The organism is Bradyrhizobium sp. WSM1253 (assembly GCF_000244935.1).
Taxonomy (GTDB): Bacteria; Pseudomonadota; Alphaproteobacteria; order Rhizobiales; family Xanthobacteraceae; genus Bradyrhizobium; species Bradyrhizobium canariense.
On record NZ_JH600073.1, the window covers coordinates 414002 to 426281 of the forward strand.

Consider the following 12280-nt stretch of genomic DNA (forward strand, 5'->3'; position numbering starts at 1 on the left):
CCTTGCAACGAAGACCGGTCCTCGCCGTTGACACTGCACAAGGAGAACATCATGAGCGAGATCAGAGAGCACATGAAGATCGTCGGCAAGGACGGCGCACATGTCGGCACCGTCGACCGCGTCGAGGGCAACCGCATCAAGCTGACGCGGAAGGACAGCCCGGAAGGTCACAAGGACCATCATCATTACATCGACACGAAATATGTCGGTGCCGTCGAAGGCGATGTCGTCAAGCTTTCGGTCAATGCCGACGCGGTGCCGAAGTCGGAAGCAGCCTGAGCCAGCAAGTCCCCTCGGGGACTTTTTGTTTGTTCACGGTCCTGCTCCGCTTCGTTCTCCGAAACGAAACGCAATCGGAAAATCGTCGCCCGAACGAGTCTTAACGTCGCGTTTCGACGGCTCGCGTCAGGCCTCGAGCGTCACGAGCACGGGCCGGAAGCGGTAGGCGTCGATCGCGGCGTTGGACAGCAGCAATCGTCGCCTCTCGCCACCCAACATCATGCGGTCGATCCTGTTCAGGATGAACCGGGCCGCGTCCCTGCGCTCGCCAGTAAGCAGGCCGGATTGGTCGAGATACTTCCAGGCAATCTCGAAGGACTGTGCGCGCAACTCGGGATCGGTCATAGCGGCTCAACGTCGGCGGGGAACCGACGTTCCATCGGCAAGACGCCCTCCCCCGGTCGCCCTTCATGATCTTCGCGCGAAAAGAATTGAGGGGGCGCGGAACGAACCTGCGATCAGCGCGTTCGATATCGAGTGGTGCCGATTTGCCAGCCCCGATCGGCTCTCGAGAACCCCGTGCTCGTCCCCCCGAGCACAGGGTTTTTCTTTGAATACGGATATTGTCGTAAGAGCGTGGGCTCAGTCCGTCCGCTCTTCGCGCCGGTCGCGGGCGAGTTGGTGCCAGGCCAGGGCCAGCTCGATGAGACGTTGCCGGTCGGGGCCATCGGCCGCCACGGCGCGCTTCATCGCCGCCTCGGCTTCGTGCTGTGGATCGTACTTGGTACACATGAAGCAATTCTAGCCGGACGATCTGGACAAGCGCGTGGCAATTTCGTCCGTATGATTGCGGGGTTAATGCCTCCCGACACGGATTTGCGACGCGATCCAGCTCACGCATCTGTCGAACGATCCGCCCCGATTGTGGGCTTGGTGCGTACCGATCTGTGAAGTGCGTCACAGCCGGCGCCCGGCGCCTCCGCTAAACAGTTCTCAGCGCTCCCAGAGAGGGAGAAGGCATGGGAGATATTCCCGTCATGACGCAAGAAGCCGCAGCCGAAATTGCCGTCCCGACGCGACGCGAAAGATCCGACCCGCTCGGCATCGCTTATCTTGCGACCATCGGCATCGTGATGCTGGCCTGGATCGCAGGCCTGGTCTGGGCCGCGATCGCGTTCTTCAGCTGGCTGGTGTCCTGACGCGCGGGCGATCCCCCTTGAATCAATTCCCGGCCAGCTGACGGCCAGCGCAAAACGAAAAGAGGCGGACTTTTCGCCCGCCTCATCGCTTCAGGTCTCGCCTGGAGTGCTCAGTAACACGCCCGGGGATCGGCCTGCACATACTGGCCGCTCGGATAGCGGTAGTAGCAGTTGCCCTGGGCCAAATAGTAGCCGGGGCGCGAAGCAGCCGTCGCGCCGGCGATCGCCCCGGTGGCACCGCCGATCACGGCGCCTGCGGCCGCGCCCGAGGCGTTGCCCGAGATCAGGCCCCCCAGCACGCCGCCGACGATAGCGCCGCCAAGCGCGCTCGCACCAGGATCCGCCGGCGGCGGCGGAGGCGGCGGTTCGTAGGCGACCGGCGGCGGGGTGTAGGCCACAGGCACGTCATCGTAATAATCCTCCGAGATGTAGGCCGGAGGCCCTTCCATGCGCTGCGGATAATAATACCGCGCGCCGCCCACATCCCACCACCAGCCGGAGCGGCCGTCGTGGACTTCGTGGCGCCAGCGTCCGCCATCCCAGGCGAGATGGCCGCGATAGGTGTGTCCGCCCCAATCGCGCGCCGGTGCGGGACCCCTGGCGTAATTGCGTCCGGGCGGCGGACCGCCGGCATTGCGCGGACCAGAACCTGCATAGCCCGGACCGCCCGCGTGAGGCTGGCCGCCGGGCTGTAGCACGGGCCGGGCAGCCTGCTGCGGCGGCGGCCCCTTGCGCATGTTCTGCGGCGGCGCACCTGCGCTCGGCCCGGGCGATGGCTGGGCGGCGTCTCTCGGCGGCCGCGCGTCCTGAGCCTGCGCCGGGACGGCGAGCAATGACATGGCCGAAACCAAGGGAATGATGATCTTGATGCGACTGGACGCACTCATGCGTGCTTGCCCCCTACTCTCTCGATTGCCGTCGATGGCCGTGATGCCTGGCGCGATAGACGATTCGGCTCGCGCTGAGCTGATGCCGGCTGACATGACTGACCTGCTTTGGTCGGCCAAGTCCCGTTACAAATGATTAAGATCACGACATTTTTTCGTCCGCGCGGGCCGCTCTGGAGTGCCTCTAGCGGGCCGGCTCGATCACATTGCAGTTGCTTCGCCCGGACATCAGGCAGTCCTGCATCTTGCTCGCGGAGGTGAGATCGCGGGCGAGCCACCAGCCGACGCCGAGGATGACAATCGCGATGATCAAGCCGGCGATGGCGCCGCGGCGGTTGTCACCGGATTGAGGTTTTGGAGGGGATTTGAGCTTCGCGCCCGGTTTGGGCTTAGGCTCGGGCTTGGCTTCGGACTTGGACATGGCTGACCGATCACGGGGCGAGCGGGCTTTATCACCTCTGCGGCGTGGCGTCACATCCCGCCCAGCTTCTCCCGGTTAGCCCCGCGTCGGCCGGATCGCTTCCTTGCGCGAGGTTTCGGCGGCCGGGATCGCCTGCTGGGCCCGCGGTGCGCAGGTCGTGAGCACAAACGCAGTCTGGGTGCATTCCCAATCTGCACCCAGGACGGCACTTTCGATCGGCTGCGGGCTGGCGAAGAGCAGCGTGACACCAGCCAGGGTTGCCACCGCGACGGCGATTGCGAGCGCCTTCAGGCTCAGTCTTGAGATCGTCATGCCCGTGCTCCGCGTCTCATACCAGGCGGGACGCTAGGCGCCGCCCTGGTGCCCCTTATGAGGGGCATCACAATTCGGCAGTTTTTCGGGGCTACGAGAGATCGTCGGGGGCGGCGATTTTCGTCTACCTGATCGGCTGCGATTATAGGTGGCATCACGGCGCGCGCCGATGTACACGCATCTGCGTCGCGCGGCGCCCGCTATGCCCAGCCGACGTACCAACAGGCAGTGATGTAGGATCGAAAGCGAGGATGACAAGGTTCGCCGATGAGTGGATTTAGGGAACCAGGCTTCTCCGACCGGCAAAAGGCGGCACAGGAAGCACGCAAAAACCTTTTGAACAAATTCAAGTCGCAGCCGGGGCCGGATGATCCCGCGGTTGTGGCGAAGCGTGCGGAGCGCGAGGCCCTTGCGGCCAAGCGCGCCGAGGCAAAGGCTGCGCGCGAGACGGAAAAGGCCGAGCAGAAGCGCCTTCAAGAAGAGGCTGCCGCGCTCGAGGCCGCGCGGATCGCCCGCGAAGCCGAAGAAGCCGTCGCGAAGGCGGCCGAAGCCGAGGCCGATCAAAAGGCCAAGCGAGACGCCCGCTACGCCGCCCGCAAGGCGAAGCGCAAGTAACGTTCGCAAGTCACGTTCAATTGAATTTGGACTGAAACAATACTCCGGGGGCGGTCTACGTGACCGCCCCCGGATTTTTGGCGCGCGTCTGGCTGTCGCAAGCGCCGCCTCGACGATGCAAGATCAGTGCTTCTTCATCATCCCGTCGTCTTTCTTCATCCCGTCCTTCGACATCGTGTCCTTCTTCATGCCGTCGTCCTTGGACATGGTGTCCTTCTTCATGCCGTCCTTGGACATCGTGTCCTTTTTCATCATGCCGTCATCCTTGCCCATCTTGTCCTGGGCAAAGGCGGCCGGCGACAGCGCGAGGCCGAGCGAGAGAACGGCCGCCGAAACGCCGAGCGCGATGCGGGTACGAATGGTCATGACTGGTCTTCCCTTCGAGATGATGTTTGTCAGCGACGGACGCCGCTATCTGATCTCGACGGATTGCCACGGGGCGTTGTTACGCGACCGCTGATAAATTTCTGCGCCCCCGCCGCCCCTTCGTTGGACGGATGCAGAAACCCAGAAGTGTGCAACGCAGCATGGTCGACACTTGCCGCGGCATTCGGTCTCGAACTATCAGACTAGAGAACATTGTCTGAAAGACCGGCTAGGATGGGCCTCAGCACGGTCTCAAAGACCCGCCCAAAATCACAGCAAGCAAGAACCGTCCAAGAAACGTCCAAAGGGAATCACACCATGCTCACGCGCCGCCACTTGATCGCGACCGCCGTCGCCGCACCCGCCATTCTCCGTTTCAGCACCGGCACCGCGCATGCCGCGACCACGCTGAAGATCTCGCATCAATTCCCGGGCGGCACCGTTGACAAGGGCGATTTCCGCGACCGGCTCTGCCGCATGTTCGCCGCCGAAGTCGCCAAGCGCAGCAACGGCGACATCGCCGCCGAAATCTATCCGAACTCCTCCCTGATCAAGACCAACGCGCAGTTCTCCGCGATGCGCAAGGGCGCGCTCGACATCAGCCTCTACCCGATGCCCTACGCCGGCGGCGAATTGCCGGAAACAAATATCGGCCTGATGCCGGGCCTCGTCACCACCTACGACCAGGGCATGCGCTGGAAGAAGGAGCCGGTCGGCAAGGCGTTGACCGACTTCCTCGCCGACAAGGGCATCATCCTGCTCAGCTGGGTGTGGCAGGCCGGCGGCGTCGCCAGCCGCTCCAAGCCGATCGTGGCCCCCGAAGATGCCAAGGGTCTCAAGGTGCGCGGCGGCTCGCGCGAGATGGACATGGTGCTGCAGACCGCCGGCGCATCCGTGCTGTCGGTGCCCTCGAACGAAATCTACGCAGCGATGCAGACGGGGGCCTGCGATGCCGGCATCACCTCCTCAACCAGCCTGATCTCGTTCCGCCTCGAAGAGGTCGCGAAATCGCTGACCTCGGGCGCAGGCGCGTCCTACTGGTTCATGCTCGAGCCGCTGATGATGTCGAAGGCGATCTTCGACAAGCTGCCGAAGAACCAGCAGGACGTCCTGCTCGCGGTCGGCACCGAGCTCGAAGCCTTCGGCCGCAAGGGCGCGCAGGACGACGACGTCGAGGTCGCCAAAGTCTACGAGAAGGCCGGCGCCAAGGTCTCGGCGCTCGATGCCGCGACCGTCGGCAAGTGGCGCGACATCGCCCGCGACACCGCATGGAAAGACTACGGCGCCAAGACCGCGACCTCGGCCAACCTGCTCAAGCTCGCGACCGACGTCGCCGCATGAGCCACGGTCCGCTTCCGGATCGTGACGACCAGGCCAACGCTGCCGCAAGGACTGGCCTTGCGGCGGCGATCGATCGCGGTCTCGCCATCCTCAACAACATCATCGTCGTGTTCGCCGCGATTGCGCTGATCGCCGCCTGCGCCATCCTGAGCTACAGCGTGCTCAGCCGCGCCTTGTTCAAGGCCGCCAATTACTGGCAGGACGAGGCTGCGGTGTTCCTGCTGGTCGGCGCCACCTTCATGACCGCCGCCTACGTACAGCAGAACCGCGGTCACATCGGCATCGAGGCCTTCGTCGGCCTGCTCTCGCCGCTGGCGAACCGGATCAGGCTGTGGCTGGTCGACGCCGTGACGCTTCTGTTCTGCGCTTTCTTCGCCTGGAAGTCGTGGACGCTGGCGCATGAAGCCTATGTCGACGGCCAGGTCTCGAACTCGATGTGGTCGCCGCCGCTGGCCATCCCCTATTCGCTGATGGCGTTCGGCATGAGCCTGCTCTGCGTCCAGATCTTCGTGCAGCTTGCGCTGCCTTTCGCTGGAGCCAGGCGTTCATGAGCGTTTTCGGTATCGGCCTCGCATACGGAATTGCGACGCTGGTCGTGATGTTTTCGGGCATGCCGATTGCGTTCGCGCTCGGCGCGGTCGCGGTCGTGTTCATGGGCATCTACATGCCCGCCGCCTCTCTCGATACGGTGACGCAGAACGTCTACGAGGAAATGGCCTCGATCACGCTGCTGTCGATCCCGCTCTTCATCCTGAAGGGCGCCGCGATCGGCAAGTCTCGCGCGGGCCAGGATCTCTATTCGGCTCTGCACGCCTGGCTGCACCGCGTCCCCGGCGGCCTCGGCGTCGCCAATGTGTTTGCCTGCGCGCTGTTTGCGGCGATGGCGGGCTCCTCGCCCGCGACCTGCTCGGCAATCGGCTCGGCTGGCATCCCCGAGATGCGCAAGCGCGGCTATTCCGGTGGTTTTGCCGCGGGCATCATCGCCGCCGGCGGCACGCTCGGCATTCTGCTCCCGCCGTCGATCACCATGATCCTGTTTGCGGTCGCCGCCGAAAAATCGCTGGGACGGCTGTTCCTCGCCGGCATCGGGCCCGGCCTGCTGCTGGTCTCGCTGTTCGGCGTCTACGCCGTGATCCGCTTCCGCCAGGAATACGCCGCGGCCGAAGCGATCTACAAGAACGGCGGGCCGGAAGCTGCGATCCTCGCCCGCGACGAGTACACGCTTGCGGAACGCTTCAGCGTGCTGCCACGCGTAATCCCCTTCGTGCTGCTGCTCACCGGCGTCATGATCGCGCTCTATGGCGGCTACGCCACGCCGTCGGAGACTGCCGGCCTCGGCGGTCTCCTGGCGCTGGCGCTGATCGCGGCGATCTACAGCGTGTGGCGGCCGAGCGACCTCGCCCCGATCCTGAAATCGACGATCCGGGAATCGACCATGCTGATGATGATCATCGGCATGTCGCTGCTCTATTCCTACGTGATGAGCTATCTGCACATCTCGCAATCGGCCGCCGAATCCGTCGTCGCGATGCATCTGCCGCGCTGGGGCCTCTTGTTCGCGATCCTCGTCATGGTCGTCGTGCTCGGCTTCTTCCTGCCGCCGGTCTCGATTATTCTCATGACCGCGCCGATCATCCTGCCGCCGCTCCGTGCCGCCAATTTCGACATCATCTGGTTCGGCGTCGTCATGACCATCGTGATGGAGATGGGACTGATCCATCCACCCGTCGGGCTCAACATCTTCGTCATCCGCAACGTCGCGCCGGACATTCCCCTGCGCGAGGTGATCTGGGGCACGCTTCCTTTCGTGCTCTTGATGATGCTCGCGGTGCTGCTGCTGTGCTTTGTGCCGGGCATCTCGACCGCACTGCCGGACCTGGTGATGGGGCCGGACGGGAGCAGGTAGCGGCAATCGCAAGTGCTGTAGGGTGGGCAAAGGCGCGCAGCGCCGTGCCCACCACCTCTCTGTGCTTCCGCGAAAAGTGGTGGGCACGCTTCGCTTTGCCCACCCTACCAGCGCGTCGATTACGACTCGCGCTTCCGCCGCGACTTCGGCGCGAGCGTGCCGCCACCCACCACCTGCAGCAGATCCTTGCGCACGGCTTCAATGTGACGCTCCAAAAACCGGCAGGCCTCCTCGATCTTCTGCGCGCGGCAGAGCGCGATCAGATGGGCATGCTCCTTCTCCGCCGTGCCCATCGCCTTGGTGTTGGAGAGCTGAAGCCGCGTGTAGCGGTCGCTGGTCTGGAGCAGTGACAGCACGATCGCCCGGGTGCGGGGCTGCGGCGCGTGGATGTAGAGCGCCATGTGGAAGTCGGCATTGAGCTGCCCCCATTCGCTGACGTTGCAGGCCTTGATCGCCTTCTCGAAGCTTTTGTGGATGTCGTCGAGCCCTGCGAAATCCTCCGCCGTGAACCGGGGAGCCGAGTGCGCCAGCAGCCGCGGCTCCAGGATCCGGCGCAGGTCGAAGACGTCGTTGATCTCGTCCAGTGACAGCTCGGAGACGATGGCGCCCTTCTGCGGAACGATCCGCACCAGGCCTTCCGCTTCGAGCTGAAACAGCGCCTCGCGCACGGGGATACGGCTGACGCCATAGGCCTCGCTGAGCGCATCCTGGCGCAGTTGCGATCCGGCCGGATAGGTTCCGTCGAGGATTGCTTGCCGGAGCTGGTCGACGATCGCAGCCGACAGGGTGCGATGCTTCAGAGGCAGTTTCATCCGATCTTCCGTCCCTCTCCGACTCGGCCGGCCGGAACGGTCCCTGTCTTGCATGTTGAGGTCATCGCGTCCCCGCAAAAAGCGCGTGCACGCCTTCGACGCAATCCGCGATTCCATTTGACAGCCAAAATGTATAAATTATACATTCGGCCATCGCACGACAAATCTTGCGGGCAATGGGGCCTCTTCATGATCGAGCAGACGATGCCGGCCACGCGCGCGTTCAGCGTTCGACGCATGGTCGTCCGCGCCTCCTGCGCCCTGCTCGCCGTCGAGCGGATCGCATTGATGGGCCTGATGTACCTGCTCACCGCCCTGATCCTGGTCAACGTCGTCACCCGCTACTCGCATTTCCCGATCTACTGGATCGACGAGTCCGCGGTCTATTGCGTGGTCTGGCTGACATTCGTCGGCGCCTCCGCGATGACGCGGCTGCGGCTCGATTTCGCGGTGACGATGCTGACGGAACGTCTTTCGCTCCGCGCCCAGAAGATCGCGAAGGTGATCTCGACCGGCCTCGTCGTCGTGTTCGGTCTCGCCCTGATCGTCACCTGCGTGCTTTGGATGAACCCGATTGGCCTCGCCCGCGCCGGCTTCGACGGGCGCAAGCTGGCGGCCCAGACCTTCAATTTCCTCTACACGGAGCATACCCAGACGCTGAACTGGCCGACCTGGGTGCTCTATCTGACGCTGCCGATTTTCGCGGTCTCGATGACCGTGCACGGTCTCGCCAATCTGCTGGAAGATCTGGAACTGGTCCCGCGCACGCCACCGAAGGGCTTTGCGCTCTCCGAGCTCGACGGGGTCAACTGATGATCACGTCAGCAGCCTTCCTCGCGATCATGCTGGTCGGCGTGCCGATCGGCCTCTGCCTGTGTCTCGCCGGCCTGGTCTATATCGCCGCATCCGGCAATCCGGTGCTGTTCCAGTCCTATCCTCTCCAGCTGTTCGGCGGCGTCGACAGCTACGGCCTGATTGCCATCCCGCTCTTCATCCTGATCGGCGAGATCATGAACGGCGGCGGCATCACGCGGCGCATCGTCGACATGGCGATGGCCTTCGTCGGCTCGCTCAAGGGCGGCCTCGCCTACGTCAACATCCTCGCCAACATGTTCATCTCCTCGATCCTGGGGTCAGCGACCGCACAGGTCGCGATCATGGCCCAGATCATGGTGCCGGAGATGGAGAAGAAGGGCTACGACAAGACCTTCGCGGCAGGCTTGACCGCTTATGGCGGCATGCTCGGTCCGATCATTCCGCCCTCGGTGATGTTCGTGGTCTACAGCGTGCTCGCACAGGTCTCGGTCAGCGACATGCTGATTGCCGGCATCGTGCCCGGCGTGATCCTCACGGTGATGTTTTGTGTCGTCATTGCGCTGATGGGATACGTCTACAACTATCCGCGCGCCGACTATCAGACGCCGCGGCAGCGCGTGGCGACGATCCTGCGGACCTCGCCCACCCTACTGATCCCGATCGTCATCGTCGGCACCATCCTCGGCGGTCTCGCCAACGCGACGGAATCCGCCGCCGTCGGCGCCGTTGCCGCAGCCCTGGTCGGAAAGTTCTGGACCAGGGAGTTCGAATTCTCGCAGTTGCCGCAGATGATGCTGCGCAGCGCGATCTATTCGGCGATCGTGCTGTTCCTGGTGGCCGCCGCGGCGGTGTTCTCCTGGGTGCTGATCTTCGGCAAGGTGCCGCAGGAAACCGCCGCCTGGATCCAGACGGCCGCCAAGGACCCGATCAGCTTCATGCTGATCTGCAATGTGATCCTGCTGGTGATCGGCACGGTGATCGACGGCATTCCCGGCCTGATCATGACGGTGCCGATCTTGCTGCCTGTTGCAACCGACGTCTATCACATCGATCCCAGGCATTTCGGCGTCGTGGTGGTGATCAACCTCGTGCTCGGCCTGTTGTCGCCGCCGGTCGGGCTCTGCTTCTTCGTCGCGGCCGCTGTCACCGGCGCCAAGCCCGGCAAGATGTTCATGGTGACGCTGCCGTTCTTCGTCATCTCCTGCGTCCTGCTGGTGCTGCTCTCGCTCTATCCGTCACTCTCGCTGATCCTGATCAAATAGGCCCGTCCAAAAGGGAGCCCGACCATGCCGCTTTCACGCCGCCGCTTTCTCGCTGCCAGCGCCGCCGCATCGGTGTTTGCGCCGTCGCTGGCGCTCGCCCAAGCCAAGGAATTCCGTCTCGGCCTGATTACGCCGAATGGCCATTCCTGGAACAAGGCTGCGCTCAAATTCGGTGAAGATCTCAAGGCGGCGACCAACGGCCGCCTGACCCTGACCGTGTTTCACTCCGGCCAGCTCGGCAACGAGCCCGCGATGATGCAACAGTTGCAGTCCGGCGCGCTCGACATGGGCTTCATCCAGGCCGCAGAGCTCGGCTCGCGCGTGCCGCACGTTGCAGCGATCAATGCGCCCTACATCGTCCGCTCGACGCCCGCAGTGGCGAAATTCGTACGGCATCCGGCGGCGGTGAAGCTTTTCGAGGTGCTGCCGCAGGAGACCGGAACGATCGGGCTCGGCTGGGGCATCACCGGCATGCGGGCGGTATTCTCCTCGAAGGACCTGACTTCGCTCGCCGACATCAAGGGCATGAAGCTGCGCATCAATCCGACCCCCGTCTATCGCGACTTCTATTCCTCGCTCGGCGCCGCGCCAACGCCGATCCCGACGCCGCAGGTGTTCGACGCGATGGCGAACGGCCAGGTCGACGGCCTCGAGGCCGATCTCGAATTCTCCTGGAACCAGCGCTTCGACAAGGTGTCGAAGGTGATCCTGCAGATGAACGCCGTCTTCATGCCGATGGCCGCAGTGGTCTCGGGCCGGGTCTGGCAGTCGCTCCCCGCCGCCGACCGCGAGCTGATCGCCAAGACCGTCAAGTCGACGCTGGATGCGCAGATCGACGAATTGGCCTCCAACGAGCCCGCGCTGATCGAGAATTTCCGCAATGCCCCGATCCCGATCCGCCAGGTGCCGGCCGGCGATACCGAAGCCGTCATTGCCGAGTTCGACAAGATCTGGCTGCCGAAGGCGCCCGTCCTCGCCGAGCTGCGCAAGGTCGGCGCCACGCTCTGACCCCAACCGCCATCCCCTTCAAAGAACCCCGGCGGATCCAGCCCCCCGCCGGCCAAATCCACTCGGAGTCAAATCATGAGCCGCCGCGTTTCCTGGGAGGGCGTCTTCCCGGCCGTCACCACCCAATTCCACGACGATCTCTCGCTCGACATCGACGCGACCGCGAAGGTGATGGACGGACTGATCCGTGATGGCGTCTCCGGCCTGATCGTCTGCGGCTCGGTCGGCGAGAACACCTCGCTGGAGCGCAAGGAGAAGGTCGCGATCATGGAGACGGCGAAATCCGTTGCGGCCGGCCGCGTGCCCGTGCTGTGCGGCATCGCCGAATTCACCACGGCCTTCGCAGTCGAAACCGCGAAGGAGGCCGCGCGCGTCGGCATCGACGGCGTGATGGTGATGCCGGCCCTGGTCTATTCGTCCAAGCCGCACGAGACCGCCGCGCATTTCCGCGCCGTCGCCACCGCGACGGACCTGCCGGTGATGCTCTACAACAATCCGCCGATCTACAAGAACGACGTCACCCCCGACATCTTGGCCACGCTCGCCGACGTCGAGACCGTCGTCTGCTTCAAGGATTCCTCGGGCGACACAAGGCGCTTCATCGACACCAGGAACATGGTCGGCGATCGCTTCGTGCTGTTCGCCGGCCTCGACGACGTCATCGTCGAGAGCATCGCCATGGGCGCCGTGGGGTGGGTGTCCGGCATGTCGAACGCCTTTCCGCGCGAGGGCGAGACGCTGTTTCGCCTGGCCAAGGCCGGACGCTATGCCGAGGCGATGCCGCTCTACGAATGGTTCATGCCGCTCTTGCATCTCGACGCACGCCCGGACCTCGTCCAGTGCATCAAGCTGTGCGAGCACATCATGGGCCGCGGCACCGCGCTGACCCGCCCGCCCCGCCTCGCGCTGCTGCCGCAGGAGAAGGCCGAGGTCGAGGCGATGATGGCCAAGGCGCTCAAGAGCCGGCCGCGCCTGCCCGATGTTGGGTTGAAGGCAGCCTGAGCGCACGTAGGGTGGGCAAAGCGAAGCGTGCCCACCACTGAGATCGAAATCGTGGAAAGATGGTGGGCACGGCGCTATGCGCCTTTGCCCACCCTTGTAATAGCGCGATCAGTT

17 protein-coding genes are annotated in these 12280 nt (G+C 64.1%); 10 read left to right on the top strand and 7 right to left on the bottom strand.

The window, feature by feature from the left end; translation table 11 throughout:
- Nucleotides 1-51 precede the first annotated feature (51 nt).
- On the top strand, nt 52-279 hold the full coding sequence (locus BRA1253DRAFT_RS03810) for a DUF2171 domain-containing protein (protein WP_007591282.1): 228 nt from the start codon (nt 52-54) through the stop codon (nt 277-279).
- 126 nt (nt 280-405) lie between these two features.
- Here BRA1253DRAFT_RS03810 and BRA1253DRAFT_RS03815 read toward each other — a convergent pair whose 3' ends face one another.
- Nucleotides 406-624 (bottom strand): hypothetical protein, encoded by a 219-nt coding sequence (locus tag BRA1253DRAFT_RS03815; protein WP_007591284.1) that lies wholly within the window; start codon nt 622-624, stop codon nt 406-408.
- A 237-nt stretch (nt 625-861) separates the two neighbouring features.
- On the bottom strand, nt 862-1011 hold the full coding sequence (locus BRA1253DRAFT_RS44285; protein ID WP_167552267.1) for a hypothetical protein: 150 nt from the start codon (nt 1009-1011) through the stop codon (nt 862-864).
- 227 nt (nt 1012-1238) lie between these two features.
- Between BRA1253DRAFT_RS44285 and BRA1253DRAFT_RS42655 the strand changes: the two genes are divergently transcribed.
- Entirely contained in the window at nt 1239-1418 is a 180-nt protein-coding gene (locus BRA1253DRAFT_RS42655; RefSeq protein ID WP_007591288.1) for a hypothetical protein, read from the top strand.
- A 110-nt stretch (nt 1419-1528) separates the two neighbouring features.
- Here BRA1253DRAFT_RS42655 and BRA1253DRAFT_RS03825 read toward each other — a convergent pair whose 3' ends face one another.
- The 3 genes from BRA1253DRAFT_RS03825 to BRA1253DRAFT_RS03835 form a co-directional block, all read right to left on the bottom strand.
- Nucleotides 1529-2305, bottom strand: coding sequence for a hypothetical protein (locus BRA1253DRAFT_RS03825; protein WP_007591290.1), 777 nt, complete (start codon nt 2303-2305; stop codon nt 1529-1531).
- Between the two features lie 184 nt (nt 2306-2489).
- Nucleotides 2490-2726: a hypothetical protein gene (locus tag BRA1253DRAFT_RS03830; RefSeq protein ID WP_007591292.1), complete on the bottom strand. Its 237-nt coding sequence runs from the start codon at nt 2724-2726 to the stop codon at nt 2490-2492.
- Nucleotides 2727-2801: 75 nt separating this feature from the next.
- The gene (locus BRA1253DRAFT_RS03835) at nt 2802-3038 is read right to left on the bottom strand and encodes a hypothetical protein (RefSeq protein ID WP_007591294.1); all 237 of its coding nucleotides are present in this window, start codon (nt 3036-3038) and stop codon (nt 2802-2804) included.
- 267 nt (nt 3039-3305) lie between these two features.
- Between BRA1253DRAFT_RS03835 and BRA1253DRAFT_RS03840 the strand changes: the two genes are divergently transcribed.
- A complete protein-coding gene (locus tag BRA1253DRAFT_RS03840; RefSeq protein WP_007591299.1) occupies nt 3306-3653 on the top strand; it encodes a DUF6481 family protein in 348 nt (115 codons plus the stop codon).
- A 123-nt stretch (nt 3654-3776) separates the two neighbouring features.
- Here the strand turns inward: BRA1253DRAFT_RS03840 and BRA1253DRAFT_RS03845 are convergent, their stop codons facing one another.
- Entirely contained in the window at nt 3777-4019 is a 243-nt protein-coding gene (locus tag BRA1253DRAFT_RS03845) for a pentapeptide MXKDX repeat protein (protein WP_007591301.1), read from the bottom strand.
- Nucleotides 4020-4337: 318 nt separating this feature from the next.
- Here BRA1253DRAFT_RS03845 and dctP point away from each other — a divergent pair, with 318 nt between their 5' ends.
- From dctP to BRA1253DRAFT_RS03860, 3 genes are read left to right on the top strand one after another with little or no spacing between them, the layout of a single operon-like run.
- Nucleotides 4338-5360, top strand: coding sequence for a TRAP transporter substrate-binding protein DctP (dctP, locus tag BRA1253DRAFT_RS03850; protein WP_007591303.1), 1023 nt, complete (start codon nt 4338-4340; stop codon nt 5358-5360).
- Entirely contained in the window at nt 5357-5911 is a 555-nt protein-coding gene (locus BRA1253DRAFT_RS03855) for a TRAP transporter small permease (RefSeq protein WP_007591315.1), read from the top strand. Before dctP ends, BRA1253DRAFT_RS03855 begins: the two co-directional genes overlap by 4 nt.
- Nucleotides 5908-7266: a TRAP transporter large permease gene (locus tag BRA1253DRAFT_RS03860; protein WP_007591317.1), complete on the top strand. Its 1359-nt coding sequence runs from the start codon at nt 5908-5910 to the stop codon at nt 7264-7266. Before BRA1253DRAFT_RS03855 ends, BRA1253DRAFT_RS03860 begins: the two co-directional genes overlap by 4 nt.
- A 119-nt stretch (nt 7267-7385) precedes the next feature.
- Here the strand turns inward: BRA1253DRAFT_RS03860 and BRA1253DRAFT_RS03865 are convergent, their stop codons facing one another.
- Nucleotides 7386-8078 carry a GntR family transcriptional regulator gene (locus BRA1253DRAFT_RS03865; protein WP_007591318.1) on the bottom strand — a complete coding sequence of 231 codons (693 nt, stop codon included), beginning with the start codon at nt 8076-8078 and terminating at the stop codon, nt 7386-7388.
- 204 nt (nt 8079-8282) lie between these two features.
- Here BRA1253DRAFT_RS03865 and BRA1253DRAFT_RS03870 point away from each other — a divergent pair, with 204 nt between their 5' ends.
- The 4 genes from BRA1253DRAFT_RS03870 (at nt 8283) to BRA1253DRAFT_RS03885 (ending at nt 12166) form a co-directional block, all read left to right on the top strand.
- Entirely contained in the window at nt 8283-8891 is a 609-nt protein-coding gene (locus BRA1253DRAFT_RS03870; protein ID WP_007591320.1) for a TRAP transporter small permease, read from the top strand.
- Entirely contained in the window at nt 8891-10156 is a 1266-nt protein-coding gene (locus BRA1253DRAFT_RS03875) for a TRAP transporter large permease (protein ID WP_007591322.1), read from the top strand. The genes BRA1253DRAFT_RS03870 and BRA1253DRAFT_RS03875 overlap by 1 nt, the downstream gene beginning before the upstream one ends.
- Nucleotides 10157-10180: 24 nt before the next feature.
- Nucleotides 10181-11164 carry a TRAP transporter substrate-binding protein gene (locus BRA1253DRAFT_RS03880; protein ID WP_007591324.1) on the top strand — a complete coding sequence of 328 codons (984 nt, stop codon included), beginning with the start codon at nt 10181-10183 and terminating at the stop codon, nt 11162-11164.
- Nucleotides 11165-11239: 75 nt separating this feature from the next.
- Nucleotides 11240-12166 (top strand): dihydrodipicolinate synthase family protein, encoded by a 927-nt coding sequence (locus tag BRA1253DRAFT_RS03885; RefSeq protein WP_007591326.1) that lies wholly within the window; start codon nt 11240-11242, stop codon nt 12164-12166.
- Nucleotides 12167-12280 lie beyond the last annotated feature (114 nt).